We start from the raw sequence: 21,455 nt of genomic DNA, 5'->3' as shown, positions 1-21,455 counted from the left end.
AAGAGTAGCGATCATGACTCAAGTTAAATTGACCACCAATCATGGCGACATCGTCATCGAACTGAACGCTGAAAAGGCGCCGATCACCGTCGCCAACTTCATCGAGTACGTCAACGCCGGTCACTACGAAAACACCGTTTTCCACCGCGTCATCGGTAACTTCATGATCCAGGGCGGCGGTTTCGAGCCAGGCATGAAGGAAAAGAAAGACAAGCGTCCAAGCATCCAGAACGAAGCTGACAACGGTCTTTCCAACGAGAAGTACACCGTTGCCATGGCCCGCACCATGGAGCCGCATTCGGCTTCCGCGCAGTTCTTCATCAACGTGGCTGACAACACTTTCCTCAACCACAGCGGCAAGAACGTGCAGGGCTGGGGTTACGCGGTATTCGGTAAAGTGACTGCCGGCACCGACGTTGTCGACAAGATCAAAGGCGTGTCGACCACCATGAAGTCCGGCCACCAGGACGTACCAGCAGACGACGTGATCATCGAGAAAGCCGAGATCATCGAAGCGTGATATTGCTGATTTCAGACTTGCATCTGGAAGAGGAGCGCCCGGACATTACCCGGGCGTTTCTGGATTTGCTCGCCGGACGCGCCCGCTCGGCGAGTGCGCTGTACATTCTCGGCGACTTCTTTGAAGCGTGGATTGGCGACGATGCCATGACACCCTTCCAGCGTTCCATCTGCCAGGCCCTGCGCGATTTAAGCGACAGCGGCACGGCGATTTTTCTGATGCACGGCAATCGCGACTTCATGCTCGGCAAGGCCTTCTGCAAGCAGGCCGGCTGTACGTTGTTGAAGGACCCGAGTGTCGTGCAGTTTTACGGCGAGCCAGTGCTGCTGATGCACGGCGACAGCCTCTGCACCCGCGACGTTGGCTATATGAAGCTGCGGCGCTATCTGCGTAATCCGATCACCCTGTTTGTCCTGCGCAACCTGCCCCTGAGCAGCCGCCATAAACTGGCGCGCAAACTGCGCAGTGAGAGCAAGGCGCAGACGCGGATGAAGGCCAATGACATTGTCGATGTCACGCCCGAGGAGATTCCGCGGATCATGCAGGAATACGGGGTGAAAACCCTGATTCACGGGCACACCCATCGCCCGGCGATCCACAAGTTGCAGATTGGTGATGAAGCGGCGAAGCGGATTGTGCTGGGGGATTGGGATCGACAGGGTTGGGCGTTGCAAGTGGATGAGAGCGGCTACGCCCTGGCGCCGTTCGATTTCGCCCCGCCACCTCAATTGCCAGCACCTGCTAACTGACGAAACACCAAACAAATGTAGGAGTGAGCCTGCTCGCGATAGCGATATCACCTTCAACATCTCTGTTGACTGATACACCGCTATCGCGAGCAGGCTCACTCCTACAGTTTGACCGCGCTTCGGATCAGTGACCGCTGGCGGCCGGCCCTGCCTTGGCGGCAAACGGCGGTTTGGCCAGCCACACAATCAGAATCAAGCCCATAAAGCCCCAGCCCAGCAGCGTGAAGTAATCCACGGTAGAGAGCATGTACGCCTGGCTGGTGAGGATCTGATCCATCTGCGCATAAGCCGATTGGCTCGCGCCGCCTAAATGATTCAACGTCTCCCGCGTCGCCGGTTCATACGTGCTGATGCTTTCGCTCATGTACGCATGATGCTGGTCAGCCCGGCGAATCCAGATCCACGTGGTCAGCGACGCCGCGAAGCTGCCGCCCAAAGTCCGCAGGAAAGTCGCCAGACCGGCGCCATCGGCGATCTGGTTCGGCGGCAAGTCGGACATCAAGATACTCAGGGTCGGCATGAAGAACAGCGCCACGCCGATGCCCATGAACAGCTGCACCAGGGCGATGTGCTGGAAGTCCACTTCGTTAGTGAATTCCGCACGCATGAAGCAACTGAGGCCGATCGCCAGAAACGCGATCCCGGCGAGCAAACGCAGGTCGAACTTGTGCGCGTACTTGCCGACAAACGGCGACAGCAGCACCGGCAAAATGCCGATCGGCGCCACGGCCAGACCCGCCCAGGTCGCGGTGTAGCCCATTTGCGTCTGCAACCACTGCGGCAGGATCAGGTTGATGCCGAAGAACCCGGCGTAACCCAACACCAGCACCAGCGTACCGATGCGGAAGTTGCGGTAGGCGAACAGCCGCAGGTTGACCACCGGGTGCTGGTCAGTCATTTCCCAGATCACGAACACCGCCAACGCGATCACCGAAATCGCCGCGCCGATGATGATGAAGTTCGACTCGAACCAATCCAGATCATTGCCCTTGTCGAGGATCACCTGCAAGGCGCCAACACCAATGATCAGCGTGATCAGACCGACGTAGTCCATCGGCTGACGACTGGTTTCCACCGGGCGCTTGGCCAATTGCGAACGCACCACCATCACCGCAAAAATCCCGATCGGCACGTTGATGAAGAAAATCCACGGCCAGCTGTAGCTGTCAGTAATCCAGCCACCGAGAATCGGCCCTGCAATCGGTGCGACCACCGTGACCATCGCCAGTAGCGCGAGGGCCATGCCTCGCTTCGCGGGCGGATAGACCGCGATCAACAGGGTTTGCGTCATCGGATAGAGCGGCCCGGCGACCAGCCCTTGCAGGACGCGGAAGCCGATCAGTTCTGGCATCGACGTCGAGATACCGCAGAGAAACGAGGCCAGCACGAACAGAATGGTCGCCCACAAAAACAGTTTCACCTCGCCGAACCGGCGACTGAGCCAACCGGTCAGCGGCAGCGCAATGGCGTTGCTGACGGCGAACGAGGTGATCACCCAGGTGCCCTGCTCCGAACTCACCCCCAGGTTGCCGGAAATCGTCGGCAGCGCCACGTTGGCAATGGTGGTATCGAGCACTTGCATGAAGGTCGCCAGCGACAGGCCGATGGTGCTGAGCAACAGGCTGGGCGGCGTGAAAGAAGCGTTATTGCTCATCGCGAATCCTTTGGAACCGGGTTGGCGCTGCGTCTGTTACAGACGCGGCTGCCCTTTGTGGGAGCAAGCATTTATTTGGCAATGAAAGCTATCTGTGACTGGAAAATTGATTGAGGTGAGGGCATTTATCTGCGGCGAGGGGATTTATTGTGGCGAGGGGATTTATCCCCGATGGACTGCGCAGCAGTCCCGTCTTTTCTGAATCAAAAGCGGGGCCGCTACGCGACCCATCGGGGATAAATCCCCTCACCACAATGAATCCCCTATCAACAGGTAATCCCTTTTCCTCAGATAAATCCCCTATTAACAGGTAATCCCTTTTCCTCAGATAAATCCCCTATTAACAGGTCATCCCTTTTCCTCAGATAAATCCCTTGGCCACAGGTAAAACCTGAACTTCAGAGCCTGTTCCCAAAGGGGAACGTATCAGCGTTGCGCGGTTTTGCTGACCGCGGCGCTGTTGTCGTGGATCAGCTGCGCAATCATCGCGTCGGCTTCGGCCAGTTGGCGGTCGTAGACGTTGGTGCTGAACGAGGCCTTTTGCGGTGGTTGCTGCGCCAGCACCGGGCCGCTCTGGTCGTGCAGGTTCACTTCAACGTTGGTCGACAGACCGACGCGCAGCGGGTGCTTGGCCAGTTCTTCGGCGTTGATGTGGATACGCACCGGCACACGCTGAACAATCTTGATCCAGTTACCCGTGGCGTTTTGCGCTGGCAGCAAGGCAAACGCGCTGCCGGTGCCAGCGCCGAGGCTGTCGACGGTGCCGCTGTATTTCACGTCGCTGCCGTAAATGTCGGATTCGATATCGACCGGCTGACCGATGCGCATGTCACGCAGTTGGGTTTCCTTGAAGTTGGCGTCGATCCACAGTTGATCCAGCGGAATCACCGCCATCAACGCGGTGCCCGGTTGCACGCGCTGACCGAGTTGCACGGTGCGTTTGGCGACATAACCGGTCACCGGCGCAATCAAGGTGCTACGGGCATTGGTCAGGTACGCCTGACGCAGATCGGCAGCGGCCGACATCACGTCCGGGTGCGATGAAACTACGGTGTCATCAACCAGCGCGCTGGTGGTTTTCAATTGCTGTTTGGCATTGGCCAAGGCGTTTTGCGCCGAGGTCAGGTCGTCGCGAGCGTGGGACAGTTCTTCCTGGGAGATTGCCCCGCCCTGCGCCAGGTTTTTCCGGCGGTTGTAATTGTCCTGAGCTTTCTGCACTTCAGCCTGTTGCGCGTTGACCTGGGCTTTCATGCCATCAACGTTGCTGTACAGACCGCGCACCTGACGCACGGTGCGCGCCAGTTTCGCCTGGGCACTTTGCAGGCCGACTTCGGCATCGTTCGGGTCGAAGTTGATCAGCACCTGACCTTCGTGAACCAGATCACCATCGTCAGCACCGATGCTGACCACCGTGCCGGTCACCAGCGGGGTGATTTCCACAACGTTACCGTTGACGTAGGCGTCGTCGGTGCTTTCATTGAAGCGTCCGATGAACTCGTGATACGCCCAGACGCCGGCGCAGGCGAGTGCAACCACAACGGCCAGCACCAACAGCATGACTTTGCGTTTGCGCGGGTTGCCGGTGTCCGGGTTGTTGCCTTGAGCTTGGGTGTTTTCGGCAGTGGCCATGACAATTACCTTGAATTAGTTGTGCGGCGTGGCTGGGGTGGCGTTGGCTGCGGTCAGGGTGTCACCCTGGAAACCACCGCCCAGCGCTTGCATCAGTTGAATCGACAGGTCGATCTGCTCGGCATTGAGGTTGGCCAGTTGACGCTGGGCCTGCAGCAATTGCTGCTCGATGCTGAGCACGTCCAGGTAGTTGCCGATGCCGGAACCGTAACGCTGGACGACGGTGTTGTAAGAATCCTGGGCAATGTCGGTGGCGTGCTGCTGCGCACCGATCTGCCGGCCGATGTCACGCAACTGGTTGATCGTGTCGCTGACATCGCCCAGTGCCTTCACCAAGCTTTTGTTGTACTGCGCCACCGCCAGATCGTAATCGGCGTCGCGCGCATCGAGGTTGGCGCGCAGGCGTCCGCCGTCGAAGATCGGCACCGAGATGGTCGGGGCAATGTTGAAGAAGCGACTGGCCGAACCGAACATCGCGTCACCCAACAAGGATTCGGCACCGGCCGAGGCCGACAAATTCAAGTTGGGATAGAACTGGGTTTTCGCCGAGTCGATGTCTTTGCTCGCCGCTTCGACACGCCAGCGCGCGGCGACCAGATCCGGGCGGCGGCCGAGCAGCTCGGCCGGCAATACCGACGGCACGGCAACAGCGCTGGCTTGCAGGATCTTCGGTCGGGCAATTTCGTTGCCGCGATCCGGGCCTTTGCCGAGTAGCACAGCCAAAGCGATTTTGGCGCTGTTCAGACGTTTTTCCGCGTCGATCAGGCTGGCCTCGGAGCTGGCTTCTAGGCTTTGCGTTTGCTGGAACTGGTACTGGCTGTCGATCCCAGAACTCAGGCGACGCTGGCTCAGGTCGAGCATTTGCTTGGTGCGCTTGAGGTCGTCGCTGGCCAAGTCATAAACGATGTGCGCCTGACCGAGATCGCTGTAGGCACGAGCGACGTCGGCGGCGAGCGTCAACTGCGCGGCCTGGCGATCGACTTCAGCGGCGCGGGCCTGACCGAGTGCAGCTTCCCAGGCATCACGCTGGCCGCCCCACAGGTCGAAGTTGTAATTGAAACCGGCGCTGACGTTACGCACGGTGGCGTAGGCATCGCCCTGCCCCAGCGGATCCTGATCCTTGGCCAGACGCGAACGGCTGATGCCGGCGCTGGCGTCGAGGGTCGGATAGCGTGCGGCATCAGCGGCATACGCGGCGGCGCTGGCCTGATGGGCGCGGGCGGCGGCGATCTGCATGTCAGGGCTGTCGTGCAGGGCTTCGCGGATCAAGCCGTCGAGTTGCGGATCGCCCAGACTCGTCCACCAATCGCTTTTTGGCCACGCGGCGGGCGACAGGGTCACGCCGTTGAGGGATTGGCCGGTTTTCAGGCTCGCCGCGTCAAGGTTTTTGCCTTGAGTGTCGAGACCACTGTAGTTGGCGCAACCGGCGAGGATCATCGCCGACAGCACCAGGGTCAGGCTGCTGCGCAAGGTTTTACCGCTCATTGTGTTCACCTAAGCGCTGGATAGTGATCGGGTCACCGGCTGCCAGCAGGATTTTCTTGAGGATGTATTCCAGGGTCTTCAACTCGTCCGGGGTGACGGCGCCGGCCAATTCATTCATCGCGTCGGCGCCGATGTGCGGCAGGCGATCAGCCAGTTGCTGGCCTTGCTCGGTCAGGGTCAGTTGCACCTGACGGCGATCGCCTTCGCTGCGTTGGCGAGCCAGGAAACCTTTCTGCTCCAGACGATCAAGCATGCGTGTCATCGAACCGCTGTCCAGCGACAGATGCCGGCACAACTCGGCCGGGGTATCGACGCCGTACTGGGCCATGATGATCAACACCTTGAACTGCGCGGCGGTGATGCCGTGGGGTTCCATGTGGGTGTCGATGATCCGGTCCTTGAGCAGCGCAGCACGGCCAAGCAACAGGCCGAGATGGCAGTGTTTGAATTCGTCCGGGGTGAAATGCTTCATGTGCTTACCTAATAACTGCCTAGGCAGTGAATGTATGTCGAGATGTTACTGCCTAGGCAGCGAATGTCAACGAAATAGTTAGGAAGCTTTGTAAATAGTTGACCAATGGGCTGGGAGATTGCGGTGAACACCCTGACGCCATCGCTGGCAAGCCAGCTCCCACAGGGTCCGTGTCGCACACAAAATTCATGCACGCCGCAGAAACCTGTGGGAGCTGGCTTGCCAGCGATTGGGGCGACTCGGTGGAACGTCGGTCAGGATTCGTCGGAAGGATGCACGGGTGGCGGCTGAACGGGATGCACCTCGCGCCCGCGCAAGGCAGTCGCCACATACCCAAACGCACGCTTGCTCACCGCATAAATGCTGTGCCAACCCGGCGGTGCCGGCTCGATGGCCGCATGCAGCGCTCGCGCATAGTCGAGCACCAGTCCGGGCGTCCAGGCCATCGCCTCGGCGCGTTTGCGCACTTGCGCGGCGACCCAGAACTCGGGGCTGAAGACGACCCGGGCGAAATCCAGCATGCTCGAATGGCCCCGGTTCATCGCTCCTTCAAGGGCCGCTTCGAGGCTATGGGCAACAGCGCTGGAACAATTGCGACTGGTCAGGTTGTACGTGCTGTTCTGCCGATAGTCCGCCCAGAACGCACTGAGCCGCCGGGCATCGTAGCGGGCAAAACTGACCTGCACCGAAGAGAGACACCAGTCAGCCACCTCCCCCGCATAATCAGGCAGAAACCGGCCGGCAACATCGTTGTTCGGCGTCGCCCGCAGCAAGCGCACGAAATCCCCCGCCGAACGATCAATGTCATCCTGCGGGTAATGGCTGATGTAAATGTCCGGGCCACATTCCAGTGCCGCATGGCCGGCGGAGATCACGCCGTTGATGTCGACCGCCGCGATGTAGCGATTGAGCAGTCGGTTGCGCACCAAGGTGTCATCGACGGTGCCGCTGGGGGTCCAGACATGCACCACCAGCGCCTCGCTGCCGGCCGGCGCACTGACCGACAAAGGACTTGTCAGCGGCGGCTGGTGTTTGAAGCGCACCGCTTGGCGCAACAAGGCGCAGCCCGAGAGAAACAGGCTCATGCCAATGCAGAATGGCACCGTGCCCTTATACAGCGTCGGGTACGGTTCGAGGATAAACACACCAAAGCCGATTTCGAACAACCCCGCCAGCAGCGACACTTGCCACCCAACAAAGCGCACCACCACCGCAGCCGCCAGCCGAAAACCGCCATCGAGCAGAAAAGCCCCACCAAACAGCACCGCCAGAATCAGCCCAGCGGCGTGTTGCCGGTCGACGATCAGCAGTCCCAGCAAGAGAAAAGCCAGTCCGCGCGCTCTGCGCAGGGCCGCAGCGGTCCCGGCTTGCGGTGCCGGCACCAGCAGCAGGATCAGCGCTTCGAGCAACAACAGATAGCCGAAGAGATGCAGCGGGAAATACAACACACCGTCCAGCGCATCAATGAAGATGCCCACACCGGCCGCACCCCAGACAATGCCGGTCAGCGCCAGCGCGGACCAACGCTTGCGGACAAAGTCATTGCCGAGCAAGACCATACTCAAGCGGACCATATGACCTCTTTGGTGAAACGGGGGCCGTACAACCTGCACGGTTTGCAGGCTTTGCTGAGTCTAATACATCGCCGCGTTTGCGCATTCGCGGGAACGTGTTCTAAGAATCGCCTGATGTCCATCGGTATACAGCGTGTTTAACGTACGCCGCTCTTTGGCCGACACGTATAGCCCTTTTCATGAAGCGAATAACTCTGCAGCGCCCCCTGCTCACTCTTGCCGCAGCGACGTTGCTGGCATGCGCAACGGACGCAATGGCGACGTGTAGCTTCAACAGTTCCCCTTCCACGCAAACGCTCAGTTACGGCGCCAGCCTGGCCAATGGCGGCCTGACCATCCCCGCCGACACACCGGATGGCACGGTGGTTTATCAGGAAACCGCGCAGCAATCGAGCTCGCACAGTTGGTCGTGCAATGCGAGCTCGTTCTACGGAATAGCGGTCAATCCCGCGTTTGGCACCCCGACCAGTACCGTAACGACCTTCCCCCTGGGCAAGACCGGGCTGTCGTTCCGTATCTGGATGGGTATGCTGGATCGCTATGAGCCCTCGCTCTTTTCGGTCGCCCCAAAAGGCTACGGCGTGATGCCAGGCTCGATCCGCCTGGAAATCGTCAAGTCCGGCCCGTTGGCGGCGCAGATCACGATACCGGCCGGCAACCTGGCCAGCCTGAAAGCCGGCGAGCTGATTCTGAATAACTTCAATTTGACCAATGCGCTGGTGTTGAATGCGGCCTCCTGCCAGACCCCTTCCGTCCCTGTCGCCATGGGCGATGACTATCAACTCCAGGAGTTTAGCGACGCGGGCGCCAAACCCCGCACCGTGCGCTTCGACATCGCCTTGAATCAGTGCCAGACCGGCATCAAGAAAGTCACCTATTCGCTCAAGGCCACGACACCCGTCATCGACGCGACCAAGGGCATCGTCGCGCTCAACAGCACCTCCACCGCCGGCGGCATCGGCCTGCAATTGATGAACGACGTCGGGCAGCCGATCGCCTTCGATACCACTTACCCGTTCAACGCCTTCACCACCACCGGCACCGATTTCAAGATCCCGTTAACCGCCGCGTACTACCGTCTGCCCACGGGTGAGCTCAAGGCCGGCAGCGCCAACACCGAAGTCACCTTCATCGTGAACTACCTGTAGCCATCTAAGAATCGTCTGATGTTCCCCGCTCCCGCCTCTCCCTAGAGTGCCGGGATGAGATTGAAGAACTACCTCCATCAGATCAGCCCGCTCCTGTCCTCGCCCGATGCGGCGCGGCGTCTGCTGCGCATTTTTGCCCTGGTGCTGCTGGTGGGCATTCTCGGCGGCGTCTACAGCTTCCTGCTGTTTACCTTCAACAATGAGATTTCCCAACGGCGCAGTTACATGAGCAGCGCCATCGCCGAAGCGCATACCTTTTTCACCACCCGCGAAGCGCTGCTGGAAAGCCTGAGCCTGTCGGCCACACGCAAGGCGAAAATAAACGTGCCGGTGTCCGAAGAAGAAATCCGTCTGCTGCTGGGGCAAACGCCGGGCAAGCAATGGAGCATCTGGCTGACCCAACGCATGCGCGATTACCTGAAAGCCAAGCAGCTCAATCTGCTGTATGTCAGCAATGGCGGTCATGTATTGCGGCTATACAACGCGACACCGCTGGTCGTCGGTTTGCCACAGTCCACGCTGGATCAGCTGGAAGCGCTCAAGCTCACGGCGACCTTGTCGGAACTGTGGCTGACCCATGCCGCAGACGGGCACTCGCAGCTGTACATCTTCATTCGTTTGGATGAACGCGACGTCCACTCCGGCTGGCTCGGCCTGGAGATGGACGACCGTGAAGTCTCCAGCGCCTTGAGCGACCACAGTGCCGGCGAGTTCACCATGTTCAACTCCCAGGGCAAGCCGCTGTTCAGCAACAGCCATAAACCGCCGCCCGAACAAAAGCTGCCGTTGCTGCGGCAACAGGATTTCTTCGGCTTCGTCGGCGATGGCTGGCTGCCCGAGCAGTTGGTGTTGCGCAAACAGCTGAAATCGTCGGATTGGCAGCTGACTTACTCCATTGATTTGCTGGCGGTGCTGCGCGCCCTGTGGCCACAAATGCTCGGCGCGCTGCTGTTCTGCGTGTTGAGTATCAGCCTGGTGTGCCTGTTGGTTCGTCGTTTGGAGCATCGCGTCATTACCCCGGCGATCCAGCGCATACAGGCGCTGGTGGAAAGCGAACTGTTCAGCCGCGACGTGATTCAGACCGCGCCGGTGGCGCTGTGCGTGCTGCGCCGCAGTGACGGCCAAGTGGTGCTGGACAACACCCTCGCGCGGCAATGGCTGGGCCAGTGCAGCGAGCAACTGGGCGCGGGCTGGATCCGTGATGCATTTGACGAAACCACGCCATGCCTGACCGATTACTTCGAGACCGCCGACGGTCGTCACCTGTACCTGAGCTGTGCGCCCACCCGCTACAAGGGTGAAGACGTGTTGCTCTGTGCATTTAGCGATATCAGCGCACGGCGGCAAATCGAAGCAGCACTGGAACAGGCACGCCAATCGGCGGATGCCGCCAACGAAGCGAAAACCTTGTTTTTGGCGACCATGAGCCACGAAATCCGCACCCCGCTCTACGGCGTACTGGGCACCCTTGAATTGCTCGCGCGCACGCAGCTGGACACTCAGCAGAAAAGTTACCTGCGGGCAATCGAGGGTTCGTCGGCCACCTTGCTGCAGTTGATTTGCGACGTGCTCGATGTGTCGAAGATCGAAGCCGGGCAACTGGCGCTGGAGCTGAGCGAATTTTCCGTCCTCGAGCTGGTACACGAGGTGGTGCAGGGTTACGCCGCTGCCGCGCAAAGCAAAGGCCTGCAACTCTATGCCTGCCTGGACCCGCAACTGCCTGAGCAATTGATCGGCGATGTCAGCCGGGTGCGACAGATCCTCAACAACCTGCTGAGCAACGCGGTCAAGTTCACCGATTCCGGGCGCGTGGTGTTGCGGGTCAGACTGCTCGCTCGCGAAGGCGAACGCGTGTGTCTGCAATGGCAGGTTTCGGACACCGGCAAAGGCATCGCCCATGACGATCAGGCGTTTATTTTCGAACCGTTCTACCAGATCGCCGGCAACACCAATGTGGTTGCCGGCACCGGCCTGGGGTTGCCGATCTGCCAGCGTCTGACCCACTTGATGAATGGCACCCTGCGCATGGTCAGCGAGCCGGGCCTGGGCAGCAGTTTTTCCCTGAGCGTGCCGCTGGAGCAACGCTGCGGCAACGCACCCTCTACTGCTTTGCCGCCCTTGGCCGCGGACCTCGTCTATGTCGTTTCGCCCGTGCGCGAACTGGCCGACAGCGTCAGTGGCTGGTTGCGTCGTTGGGGCGCCCGCGCGCATATCGGCGCACCGGACGACATCGAGCCTGATACAACGGCAGTGTTGCTGGAACTGTATCCCGCGGCCTTCGGACAGCGCCCGAATCTGACATGGCGCGGGCCGCGCGTACTGGCCAGCGGTGACGGCGCCCACGAGCCGCAGTTCAGCGGCGACGGCTGGCAGGTCAATCTGAATGATCTGCTGGCGATTCAACGGGCCGTTCGCCAGGCCCAGAGCGGCCAGATCCTTCACCGCCCGCAAGACAATGAACCCCACGCGATGAGCGCGTTGCACCTGCACATCCTGGTAGCCGAAGACAACGTCATCAATCAACTGATCCTGCGCGATCAGCTCGAAGAACTCGGCTGCACGGTGGCGCTGGCCAGCGATGGCGAAGAGGCCTTGGCGCAATGGCGCGAGGGTGCGTTCGACATCGTCCTGACCGACGTCAACATGCCCCGTCTCAACGGTTATGAGCTGGCCAAAGCCCTGCGACGCCTCGGTTGCAGCATTCCGATCATCGGCGCGACCGCCAACGCCCTGCGCGGTGAGGACGCGCTGTGCCTGGCCGCCGGCATGAATCACTGCCTGGTCAAACCTTTTACGCTACGAGCCTTGTTCGCTGTCCTGGCTCCCTACGAACGAGTCGCCCATGAAGCCCTGTAGCATTCTGATTGTCGAAGACCACCCCTTCCAGCACCTGTATTTGCAGAACCTGTTCAGCGAGTTGGGCGAATTTGATCTGGCGTGCGCCAGGGACGGCGAAGAAGCACTGGATTACCTGAAACAACGCGACTTCGATCTGGTGCTCACCGACCTGCTGATGCCGGGCATGGACGGCGTGCAGTTTATTCAGGGCCTCGCCGCGCAGCGTTCGCGCCCAGCACTGGCGATCATGAGCGCCGCCTCGCGACGCATGTTGATGGGCGCGAGCCTGGTGGCGAGCAACCTGCAGGTGAAAGTCATCGGGCTGATTTCCAAACCAGTGAACGCCGCCGCCCTGCGTTGCCTGATCGATCAATTGCAGGCGCTGCGTCAGAGCGTCCCGGCGGCGCCCCATCCCGGCATCGATCGCCAGAGCATTTGCAACGCCCTCGACAACGGTGAACTGCAAGCCTGGTTTCAACCCAAAAAAGCCTTGAACAACGGCCGGATCGTCGCTGCCGAAGCATTGGTACGCTGGAATCATCCTGAGCATGGCACGCTGTTGCCCGGCGTGTTCTTGCCGGCGTTGATTGCGTTCGGTCTCGAAGAGCCATTGCTCTGGTGCGTGCTGAAACAAGCGATCGCCGCCCAAGCCATCTGGTGCGAACAGGGCTATGACATTCCGGTCTCGGTCAACCTGCCGACGCACCTGCTCAACAGCCACGACCTGCCCGACCGCATTCTCGCCTTCGTTCTCGCCCATCAAGGCCTGCCCGCGAGGATCTGTTTCGAGTTGATGGAGTGCTCGGTGCCCGATGACATCAGCAATTTTTACGCCGGCGCCTGCCGGCTGCGGATCAAAGGTTTTGGCCTTTCGCAGGACGATTTCGGCAAGGGCTACAGCTCGTACATGAACCTGGTGTCAGCGCCGTTCACCGAACTGAAAATCGACCGCGCGCTGGTGCAAGGCTGCAACGCCAATGCCGAACTCGCGCAGGCGCTGACCAGCATTGTCAGCCTCGGTCGCCAATTGGGTCTGACCGTGGTGGCCGAAGGCGTAGAAACCGCACAAGAACTTGCTCTGTTGCGTAAGATCGACTGCACTCAGGTTCAGGGTTTCCTGATTTCCCACGCCGTTTCAGCCGAGCAGTTCCAGCACTTGCTGACCCACGACGGGCCGGCGACTGCCTATTGAGCGGCACGTGGCTGTTGTTCAACGTCGCTCGCTACCGAGGTCACTGTGTCCCAAGGCTGTCCCATCACCGCTGGCCAGGCGCTGTAATGCCGCATACCAATGCATTTCTGGACAAACTGGCCAGCAGTTCGCTGCGTTTGAACAAAAGTCTGCTGCTGCTCGGCGCCCTGGTGTTGCTGCTGTTGGGCATCAGCTATGTTGGCGTGCAGCGCATGCTCGAGGAGCAGCGCGATACCCTGCAGTTTCACTTCGCCCGGTTGATGGAGAACATCCACGAGCAGGAAGTGTTTCTGCGCGATATCTCGCAAGCCAGTGCCAAAGGCCAATATTTCCCTTTGGTGTTGCCCACTTATTCGCAAAAGCTGCTGCCCGAAGAAGGCCCGAATGTCTATGAAGGTCGCGGCTTGCCGTTCTCCCTGCCGTTCAGCGTAAAGATCGATCCGCACAGAATCGCCGCCGACCAATACCCCAAGGTTTTCGCGCTGGGCAGTTATCTGGCTGCCTACTACAGCGCGTTCTGGGCGGCATCGCACTATCAGTCGCCGCAAGTGATCCTGCTCAATGGCCCCGACAACTTCGACGTGGCCGTGCCCTCCGCCGGGCGCTTGCGCGGTGCCGGCCCCATGCAGATTGGCGCGTTTGCCGAAATAATGAGCCAGGTGAACCAGCACACACGCGAGCAGCCTTCATCCGCGGCCGATCATCAAGTGCATTGGGCGCCCTACCCGCCCACTCAGGACAGCGAGGCGACACCGACGCTGCTGGCCTACGTCAGGATCAATCTGCTGCAGCCAACGCTGACCATTGAAGGTGCCGATTCCTGGGTGGTGCTCGGCACGCTGCTGAAACTGTCTCAGGTCAACAACATCGAGCGATTGATGGAGTGGTCGATTTACGACGACTTCACCTTGATCACCCCGGCCGGAGTGGTCTTGACCGGCGCACAGAGGTCCGACCAGGCACTGGATGAGGGGATAAATTTCGACCGTGACGGCCTGGTGTTCAAGCTGAGCAGCCCCGGCGAGCAACACTGGACCGCGATCTACGTCATCAGCCTGCGCAGTTTCCTCAGCTATGCGCTGTGGCCATTGCTGTGCCTCGTGGCGGTGGTGCTGGCGTTGCTCGGTTGCGGTCGGGCCATCAATCGCTGGTACACCGCGCGCGTGATACTGCCGGCGCAAAGTGCGCACGCGAGCATCGCCGAAAGCGAGGCATTCAGCCGGGCGGTGATCGACACCGCGCCAACCGGCCTGTGCGTGATCCGCCGCAGCGATCACCACGTACTCCTGGAAAACCAGCGCGCCCAGCAATGGCACGACAGCAGCCGTTTGATGAGCCTGCTCAAGTCGCACACACAGTCCGGTCATGCCGATCTGGAAATCGACGGGCGTCATCTGCATATGGCCTTCGTCTCGACACGTTACCAGGGCCAGGACGCTTGGCTGTGCGCGCTGCACGATGTGACCCGGCACATCGAGGACGCGGCAGCCCTGGAAGAAGCACGGCAGGCCGCCGACTCGGCCAACCAGGCCAAAAGCCGATTCCTCGCCACCATGAGCCATGAGATTCGCACGCCACTTTACGGCGTGCTGGGCACCCTTGAATTGCTCGGCCTGACGCCGCTCGCCCCGCGCCAGCAGGATTATCTGGACACCATCCAGCGCTCTTCCGCCAGCCTGTTCAAGCTGATCAGCGATGTGCTCGATGTGTCGAAGATCGAGGCCGGGCAAATGACCCTTGAGCTTCAGGACTTCTGTCCGCTGGAGCTGACTGAAGACGTCGTGCGCACTTACAGCGCCTTTGCCCGCGCCAAAGGCCTGCAACTGTATGCCTGCATCGATTCGACGTTGCCGGATCGACTGCGCGGTGATCCGTTGCGCATCCGCCAGATTCTCAACAACCTGCTGAGCAACGCGATCAAATTCACCGACAACGGCCGCGTGGTGCTGCGCGTACGGGCGTTGCAAAACGCCGACGGCAAGTCGCTGGTGCAATGGCAGGTCAGCGATTCGGGCGTGGGGATTTCCCAGGCGCAGCAACAGCAATTGTTCGACCCGTTCTATCAGGTCAACGACGCCGACAGTCAGGCCGGCGCGGGTCTGGGCCTGGCCATTTGCAAATGGCTGTGCGAGTTGATGCACGGTCAGTTGAGCGTGGTCAGCGAACCGGGGTTGGGCAGCAGTTTTACCCTGCAACTCGCGCTGGAGAACGTGCCGGGCGCATTGGCCGACTGCCCCGCGTTCGTGGCCGGAAGCCCCGCCGTTTATGTTCGTGCACCCGTTAACGAACTGGCGCTGCACCTCATCGCCTGGCTCAATCGTTTTGGCCTGGATTGCCGCTTGGTGACAACCGAGATGCCGCCATCGGCGGCGCTGCTGGTGGACCTCATGCCCCTCGACAATGCCCCGAGCTGGAGCGGGCCACGGATCGTCGCCGTAGCGGGCGGCCCCAACCCGGCGCAGTTGAACGGCGCTGACTGGGAAGTCGACGCCGACGATGTACGCGCGATCGGCTGGGCAATTTATCTGGCACAACACGGCGCTAATGCACAGCGCCCGGCCTCGATGCAGGCAAAGACCCGCCCACTGAATCTGCAGGTGCTGGTGGCCGAAGACAACGTGATCAACGCGGCGATCATCAAGGAACAACTGGAAGCACTGGGCTGCGCGGTGGTCGTCGCCGCGAATGGCGAACAGGCCTTGGCACAGTGGGCGCCCGGTCGTTTCGATCTGCTGCTGACCGACGTCAATATGCCCGTCATGAATGGCTACCGGCTGGCCGAGGCCGTACGCAAACAGGACGCGACGCTGCCGATCATTGGCGTCACCGCCAACGCCCTGCGCGAAGAAGGCGAACGCTGTGCCGCCGTCGGCATGAACGCGTGGATGGTCAAACCGCTGAACCTCGCTACCCTGCGCACGCAACTTGAGCAACATTGCAAAATCGCTGTGGCCCCCGTTATCGATGCCCCGCCGCCGCTATCAGCAAAAATGCGCGAGTTGTTTGTCACCATCCTGCGCCAGGAAATTCAGACCACCCTGACGGCACTGGATGCAGCCGACGCCAACAGCGTGGCGCAGCAACTGCACAGCATGGCGGGGGCGTTGGGGGCGGTGCAGATCAACGTCTTGGCCAGCGCGTTTGTCGAACTGGAATGTCGCTTGACCGGCATGGCCGTGACGCCCGCGCTGGCCGTGGAAGTACGCCAACACCTGGCGCGGCTGAATGATTTGCTCGACTCCCTCGAATAACTTCACTCTGGATAAATCACTCATGGAAACCTTCAACGTTGTCATTGCCGATGATCACCCCATCGTGCTGCTGGGGGTACGGGAACTGGTCGAGCGTGATCAACGCTTTCGCGTGGTGGGCGAAGCCGTTGGCTCAGATGAGCTGATCAAGCTGCTGGAGACCAAGCCTGTAGATCTGTTGATCACCGACTTCAACATGCCTGCCGATTCGACCTACGGTGACGGCCTGAAGCTGGTGGAGTACCTGATAAGGCACTTTCCCAAGGTTCGAGTGCTGGTACTGACGATGATTTCCAATCCGTTGATCCTGACGCGCCTGCAGGAACTGGGTGTGCTGGCAGTCATTCAGAAAAACCAGTTGCACGACGAAATAGCCGCCGCCCTCAAAGCGATTGCCAAGGGCAGCCCGGTGCGCTGGCAGGCACCCGCGCCGACATCCGTAGTGAACGACGGCGCCGATCTGGATGAACGGTTTTCCCGGTTATCGCCCAAGGAGCATGAAATCCTGCGTTTGTTCGTGCAGGGCCAAGGCGTCAACGACATTGCCCGTCACTTGAACAGAAGTGCAAAAACCATCAGCACGCAGAAAATCTCGGCGATGCGCAAACTGGAAGTCGGCAGTGATCAGGAGTTATTGACTTACTGCATAGAACGAAACTTGTTCAGCTGATAAAACAGGACACTTTTCGGCAACTTACCCATATCTAGGAATCGTCTGATGTTCCATCGGTAAAGCGAGTTTTATTGTGTTGCTTTAACCCCACCAATGGAAAAAGCAACATGAAAAAGTTGTCCCAAACACTTCTCGCCCTTTCGATGTTCGCTGCCGCAGGTAACGCCTTGGCCGCTGACCCGGTCGTGCCAACCAAGGCTGGTAGCGGCACGATCAACTTCACCGGCACCATCAACAATGACGCCTGTTCCGTTGAAAGCGCCGGCAAGGACAAAACCATTTCGGTCGCCATGGGTGAAGTGTCGATCAAGGACATGGGCACCGCGACTGCGCCGAAAGGCAACGGCACCTTGAGCGTCGAAAACTTCGACATGAAGATCAACTGCAATGCCGGCACCAAGGTTGCCATGCTCTTCGAACCGACCAAGGGCGCCGGTTCGGGCATCGAACCTGGCACTAAAGTGCTGCGACTGATCAGCGGCCTGGGGGCTGCAAAAGGCATCGGCATCGCCTTGCTCGACGCCAATGGCGCCGTGATCGACTTGAGCTCGCCAGCCACCGCGAAGATCGAAAACACCCTGCAGGACAGCAATACCACGCTGAAATTTTCGGCCGCCTACGTCACTACGGTTGACCCGAAACTGGCTGTTGCCGGTCGTGGCGATGCCACCCTGCCATTCACCCTCCAATACGAATAACCCGCGCGAACTTTCGAGCCCGGTGCGGGGCCTCGCGGCCCCGTGCTTTCAATCATCTGCGCGGTAACCATCATGTTTTATCGTCACTCACTGTCATTTTGCGCGGGCCTGCTGGGCCTGTTCGTGGTCACTCAGGCCACGGCCGGCATTTCCCTGAGCAGCACCCGCCTGATCTTCGACGGCCAGCACAAGGAAGCCGGCATCACCGTCCGTAACAGCGGTGAAGACGTATTGATCCAGTCCTGGATCGACACCGAAGCCAGCGAAACCGCTTCCGTGCCGTTTGCAGTCACACCGCCGCTGGTGCGTGTCAGCGGCGAAGAACAGCAAATACTGCGGGTCATCTACGAAGGCACCGGCATGCCGACCGACCGCGAATCGGTGGTCTGGTTGAATGTGCAGGAAATCCCCCAGACCGCGAAAACCCAGAACACCTTGCAGCTCGCCGTACGTCAGCGCATCAAGGTGTTCTTCCGCCCCGCGGGCCTGAAAAACAACGCCTACCTTGCACCGGGTGAGTTGACCTGGCGCCTGGCCGAGCGCGCCGGTAAAAGCGTGCTGGTGGTGAACAACCCCGGTCTTTATCACGTGTCGATTGCCGATATCACCCTGCAATCCGGCGCACTCAGCGAGCACCCGTTTGATTCGCTGATGATCGCCCCCGGCGAACGCAAAGAGTTCGCCCTGAAACAACTTCAATCGACGAACACGCCAACTTTGTTGTTCAGCAGTATTAATGACTATGGCGCCCAAGATCGTTTTACCGCGCAACTTTCCAACAGCGCCGAAACCCGCGCTCGCCCAAAGAACGAATCTCCATAACTCGCGAGTCGCTTTGATCGCGCACTTTCACTGTATTTCTCTTCGCTCCGTTAGTTCGTATCGGAGGTGATATAGGGTTCCTGCATGTTTTTACTCAAACGCGACGGTTTGGCATCGTTGTTGATTGCCTCGGCTATCAGTACAGCGTGCCAGGCTGACGGCGATGAACAGTTCAACACGTCGTTTCTGCAAGGTGCCGCGTCGACCGTCGATGTGCAATCGCTGCTCGCCAGCAACAGCGTACTGCCCGGCAACTACCGGGTTGACCTGTACAGCAATGACACGCTGGTCGGTCGTCGCGACATCGACTTCCGCCGCCACCCCGGCAACGGCAAGATCCAGGCCTGCCTGACCCTGGAGATGGTCCAGCAGTTGGGCGTCGACATCGCCAAGTTGCAAGCCAGCGGCAAACTCGACGCTGACGATCAGAACGCCTGCCTCGACCTGCCCGCACTGATCGAGCATGCCTCCGTGCGTTACGACGTGCCACGCCTGCGCCTGTTGGTCAGCGTGCCACAAAGCGCCATGGAACGTGGCCGACGGGGTTACGTCGACCCGGCGCTGTGGGACGAAGGCGTGCCTGCGGCATTCATCAACTATCAGCTGAGCAGCAACCGTAACAGCACGCAGACCGCCGACACGATTTCCAATAACGTCGGCCTGCGTAACGGCATCAACTTCGGTGGCTGGCGCCTGCGCAACGAGTCCAACTTCAACAGCAGCACCGGCCAGCCGAGTACGTTCAAGAGCAACCGCAGCTATCTGCAACATGACCTGACCGCGCTGAAGGGCCAGTTCAGCGCCGGGGATATTTTCTCCGACGCCGACCTGTTCGACAGCGTGCGCTATCGCGGCCTGAAACTGGCCTCCGATGACGGTATGCGCGCCGACAGCGAACGCGGTTATGCGCCTGTCATTCGCGGGGTTGCGCAGTCCAGCGCCACCGTGGAAATTCGTCAGAACAACTACATGCTCTACAGCGCCAACGTGCCGCCCGGCCCGTTCGAGATCAGTGATATCTATCCCAGCGGTTCCAACGGCGATCTGGAAATAACGATCATCGAGGCCGACGGTCAGCGCCGGGTGACGGTGCAGGCGTTCTCCAGCCTGCCGATCATGGTGCGTCAGGGTCAGTTGAAATACAGCGTCTCGGCCGGCCGCTACAACAGCAATAGCGATGACCAGCAGACACCGCAGTTCCTCAGCAGCACGCTGGCCTATGGCATCAGCAGCAATTTGTCCGGCATCATCGGCGTGCAGGCGACCGAGGATTTCCAGGCGTTGTCCGTGGGCGCCGGGCGCAATACGTCGATCGGTGCCGTGTCGCTCGACGTGACGCATTCCGCCAGCCGCACCTTTGGCCAAGTGGTCAAGGGCAACAGTTTGCGCGCGCTATACGCCAAGACGTTCACCGGGACCGACACCAGCTTCACCCTCGCCGCCTATCGCTATTCGACCGAGGGCTATCGCACCCTCAGCGACCACGTCGAGGAACTGAGCCACGAGGGCGAAAAACGCACGGGCAACTCGAAAACCCGCACCGACCTGACCGTCAACCAGAGCCTGGGACGTGATCAGCAATATGGCAGCGTCTATCTCAACGCCAGTGACCAGCGCTATTGGGGACGCGGCGGTTCACAAAGCCTGTCGGCGGGTTACAGCAACTATTGGGGCGATGTCAGCTACAACCTCGGCGCCACTTACACCAAGGATGTCGGCAACTATGGGCCGGCGAACAACGACACCCTGGTCAACCTGTCACTGTCTTTTCCGCTGGGTTCTAAACCTCGTGCACCCCGTGCCTTTGTTTCCGCGAGCACACAGAAAGCCACCGACAGCACCCAAGTGGGCATCAATGGTTACCTGACAGAAGACAGCGATACTTATTATTCGGTGCAAGGTGGTAGCAGCAGCACCGGCGGCAGCAGTGGTTCGGCCAACCTCAGCACCCGCACTTCGGTAATGGACATCAGTGCCGGTTACAGTCAGGGGCGCGGCTACAACTCGCAGAACCTCAATCTGGCCGGTTCGATCGTCGGCCACGGCGGCGGGATCAACCTCGGGCAAACCGTCGGTGAGACGTTTGCGCTGGCGCAGGTTGAAGGGGTTTCCGGGGTAAAGATCGGCAGCTTCTCCGGGGCGAAAACCGGTCGTAATGGCTATGCCGTGGTGCCCAATGCGCAACCCTATCGGGTCAACTGGATCAACCTCGACACCCGCGATCTGGGCGCCGATATCGAAATCGATAACGCGACCCGGCAAGTGGTGCCGCGCCGTGGTGCAGTGGTGCTCGCGCGCTATGCCAGCAAGACCGGGCGCCGCGTGCAATTTGCCTTGTTCGATGCGCAGCACCAGCCGATTCCCTTTGGTGCTTCCCTTGAAGATGGCGCTGGCAAGCAACTGGCAATCTCCGACCCGAGCGGCAAGGCACTGGCACTGGTGGAAAGCGACACCGGGACGCTCACAATCAATTGGCAAGGCCAGCGTTGTGAAGCACCGTATGCGTTACCTGAACGTGACAAGGCGTTGAACTATGAGCGGGCCTCGCTGGTGTGCCGCCCGTCCCCAGTTAATCTGCCGTAAGAAAAAATCCTTGCCCACCACAGATCAGTGTAGGAGTGAGCCTGCTCGCGATAAGGCCATCAGCCGCACCATTGATATCGACTGAAAAAACGCTATCGCGAGCAGGCGAAGGCCTACAGGGGAACGCATTCCAAATGTAGGCCTTCGCCTGCTCGCGATTGAAGCGA

Annotated in this window: 15 protein-coding genes; 10 read left to right on the top strand and 5 right to left on the bottom strand. The window is 60.0% G+C overall.

The window, feature by feature from the left end; genetic code table 11:
• Positions 1-13: 13 nt before the first annotated feature.
• Both ACQ4MY_RS13330 and lpxH read left to right on the top strand, forming a co-directional pair.
• Complete coding sequence (locus tag ACQ4MY_RS13330) at positions 14-520, top strand: peptidylprolyl isomerase (protein WP_008082130.1); 507 nt, start codon at positions 14-16, stop codon at positions 518-520.
• The gene (lpxH, locus tag ACQ4MY_RS13325) at positions 517-1,269 is read left to right on the top strand and encodes a UDP-2,3-diacylglucosamine diphosphatase (RefSeq protein ID WP_440095436.1); all 753 of its coding nucleotides are present in this window, start codon (positions 517-519) and stop codon (positions 1,267-1,269) included. The genes ACQ4MY_RS13330 and lpxH overlap by 4 nt, the downstream gene beginning before the upstream one ends.
• A gap of 124 nt (positions 1,270-1,393) precedes the next feature.
• Here the strand turns inward: lpxH and ACQ4MY_RS13320 are convergent, their stop codons facing one another.
• The 5 genes from ACQ4MY_RS13320 to ACQ4MY_RS13300 all read right to left on the bottom strand — a co-directional run bounded on the left by ACQ4MY_RS13320 (position 1,394) and on the right by ACQ4MY_RS13300 (position 8,083).
• Positions 1,394-2,923 carry a DHA2 family efflux MFS transporter permease subunit gene (locus ACQ4MY_RS13320; RefSeq protein WP_008082126.1) on the bottom strand — a complete coding sequence of 510 codons (1,530 nt, stop codon included), beginning with the start codon at positions 2,921-2,923 and terminating at the stop codon, positions 1,394-1,396.
• 426 nt (positions 2,924-3,349) lie between these two features.
• Positions 3,350-4,552 carry an HlyD family secretion protein gene (locus ACQ4MY_RS13315; RefSeq protein ID WP_440095434.1) on the bottom strand — a complete coding sequence of 401 codons (1,203 nt, stop codon included), beginning with the start codon at positions 4,550-4,552 and terminating at the stop codon, positions 3,350-3,352.
• A 15-nt stretch (positions 4,553-4,567) separates the two neighbouring features.
• Complete coding sequence (locus tag ACQ4MY_RS13310; protein ID WP_440095432.1) at positions 4,568-6,037, bottom strand: efflux transporter outer membrane subunit; 1,470 nt, start codon at positions 6,035-6,037, stop codon at positions 4,568-4,570.
• A complete protein-coding gene (locus tag ACQ4MY_RS13305; RefSeq protein WP_440095431.1) occupies positions 6,027-6,509 on the bottom strand; it encodes a MarR family winged helix-turn-helix transcriptional regulator in 483 nt (160 codons plus the stop codon). Before ACQ4MY_RS13305 ends, ACQ4MY_RS13310 begins: the two co-directional genes overlap by 11 nt.
• A 254-nt stretch (positions 6,510-6,763) precedes the next feature.
• The gene (locus ACQ4MY_RS13300) at positions 6,764-8,083 is read right to left on the bottom strand and encodes a hypothetical protein (RefSeq protein WP_440095430.1); all 1,320 of its coding nucleotides are present in this window, start codon (positions 8,081-8,083) and stop codon (positions 6,764-6,766) included.
• Between the two features lie 254 nt (positions 8,084-8,337).
• Between ACQ4MY_RS13300 and ACQ4MY_RS13295 the strand changes: the two genes are divergently transcribed.
• The 8 genes from ACQ4MY_RS13295 (at position 8,338) to ACQ4MY_RS13260 (ending at position 21,288) form a co-directional block, all read left to right on the top strand.
• The gene (locus tag ACQ4MY_RS13295) at positions 8,338-9,231 is read left to right on the top strand and encodes a fimbrial protein (RefSeq protein ID WP_440095429.1); all 894 of its coding nucleotides are present in this window, start codon (positions 8,338-8,340) and stop codon (positions 9,229-9,231) included.
• A gap of 54 nt (positions 9,232-9,285) precedes the next feature.
• On the top strand, positions 9,286-12,087 hold the full coding sequence (locus ACQ4MY_RS13290) for an ATP-binding protein (protein WP_440095427.1): 2,802 nt from the start codon (positions 9,286-9,288) through the stop codon (positions 12,085-12,087).
• Complete coding sequence (locus tag ACQ4MY_RS13285; protein ID WP_440095425.1) at positions 12,074-13,261, top strand: EAL domain-containing response regulator; 1,188 nt, start codon at positions 12,074-12,076, stop codon at positions 13,259-13,261. The genes ACQ4MY_RS13290 and ACQ4MY_RS13285 overlap by 14 nt, the downstream gene beginning before the upstream one ends.
• 86 nt (positions 13,262-13,347) lie before the next feature.
• Positions 13,348-16,512 carry an ATP-binding protein gene (locus ACQ4MY_RS13280; protein WP_440095424.1) on the top strand — a complete coding sequence of 1,055 codons (3,165 nt, stop codon included), beginning with the start codon at positions 13,348-13,350 and terminating at the stop codon, positions 16,510-16,512.
• Positions 16,513-16,534: 22 nt separating this feature from the next.
• The gene (locus ACQ4MY_RS13275) at positions 16,535-17,182 is read left to right on the top strand and encodes a response regulator (protein WP_440095423.1); all 648 of its coding nucleotides are present in this window, start codon (positions 16,535-16,537) and stop codon (positions 17,180-17,182) included.
• 110 nt (positions 17,183-17,292) lie between these two features.
• Complete coding sequence (locus ACQ4MY_RS13270) at positions 17,293-17,883, top strand: fimbrial protein (RefSeq protein ID WP_440095422.1); 591 nt, start codon at positions 17,293-17,295, stop codon at positions 17,881-17,883.
• Positions 17,884-17,955: 72 nt separating this feature from the next.
• Complete coding sequence (locus ACQ4MY_RS13265; RefSeq protein ID WP_440095421.1) at positions 17,956-18,705, top strand: fimbrial biogenesis chaperone; 750 nt, start codon at positions 17,956-17,958, stop codon at positions 18,703-18,705.
• A gap of 84 nt (positions 18,706-18,789) precedes the next feature.
• On the top strand, positions 18,790-21,288 hold the full coding sequence (locus ACQ4MY_RS13260) for a fimbria/pilus outer membrane usher protein (protein WP_440095419.1): 2,499 nt from the start codon (positions 18,790-18,792) through the stop codon (positions 21,286-21,288).
• Positions 21,289-21,455 lie beyond the last annotated feature (167 nt).

The sequence above is a fragment of the Pseudomonas sp. SM4 genome (genome assembly GCF_051913165.1).
Taxonomy (GTDB): Bacteria; Pseudomonadota; Gammaproteobacteria; order Pseudomonadales; family Pseudomonadaceae; genus Aquipseudomonas.
Note: the sequence above shows the minus strand (reverse complement) of the source record. Positions and strands in the feature narration are given on the sequence as shown.

What these genes read in the sequence shown, in the direction of transcription:
- ACQ4MY_RS13330 (WP_008082130.1), top strand. Translation starts at nt 14, where the DNA reads ATGACTCAAGTTAAATTGACCACCAATCATGGCGACATCGTCATCGAA.
- ACQ4MY_RS13320 (WP_008082126.1), bottom strand. Translation starts at nt 2,923, where the DNA reads ATGAGCAATAACGCTTCTTTCACGCCGCCCAGCCTGTTGCTCAGCACC.
- ACQ4MY_RS13315 (WP_440095434.1), bottom strand. Translation starts at nt 4,552, where the DNA reads ATGGCCACTGCCGAAAACACCCAAGCTCAAGGCAACAACCCGGACACC.
- ACQ4MY_RS13310 (WP_440095432.1), bottom strand. Translation starts at nt 6,037, where the DNA reads ATGAGCGGTAAAACCTTGCGCAGCAGCCTGACCCTGGTGCTGTCGGCG.
- ACQ4MY_RS13305 (WP_440095431.1), bottom strand. Translation starts at nt 6,509, where the DNA reads ATGAAGCATTTCACCCCGGACGAATTCAAACACTGCCATCTCGGCCTG.
- ACQ4MY_RS13300 (WP_440095430.1), bottom strand. Translation starts at nt 8,083, where the DNA reads ATGGTCCGCTTGAGTATGGTCTTGCTCGGCAATGACTTTGTCCGCAAG.
- ACQ4MY_RS13295 (WP_440095429.1), top strand. Translation starts at nt 8,338, where the DNA reads ATGGCGACGTGTAGCTTCAACAGTTCCCCTTCCACGCAAACGCTCAGT.
- ACQ4MY_RS13290 (WP_440095427.1), top strand. Translation starts at nt 9,286, where the DNA reads ATGAGATTGAAGAACTACCTCCATCAGATCAGCCCGCTCCTGTCCTCG.
- ACQ4MY_RS13285 (WP_440095425.1), top strand. Translation starts at nt 12,074, where the DNA reads ATGAAGCCCTGTAGCATTCTGATTGTCGAAGACCACCCCTTCCAGCAC.
- ACQ4MY_RS13280 (WP_440095424.1), top strand. Translation starts at nt 13,348, where the DNA reads ATGCCGCATACCAATGCATTTCTGGACAAACTGGCCAGCAGTTCGCTG.
- ACQ4MY_RS13275 (WP_440095423.1), top strand. Translation starts at nt 16,535, where the DNA reads ATGGAAACCTTCAACGTTGTCATTGCCGATGATCACCCCATCGTGCTG.
- ACQ4MY_RS13270 (WP_440095422.1), top strand. Translation starts at nt 17,293, where the DNA reads ATGAAAAAGTTGTCCCAAACACTTCTCGCCCTTTCGATGTTCGCTGCC.
- ACQ4MY_RS13265 (WP_440095421.1), top strand. Translation starts at nt 17,956, where the DNA reads ATGTTTTATCGTCACTCACTGTCATTTTGCGCGGGCCTGCTGGGCCTG.
- ACQ4MY_RS13260 (WP_440095419.1), top strand. Translation starts at nt 18,790, where the DNA reads ATGTTTTTACTCAAACGCGACGGTTTGGCATCGTTGTTGATTGCCTCG.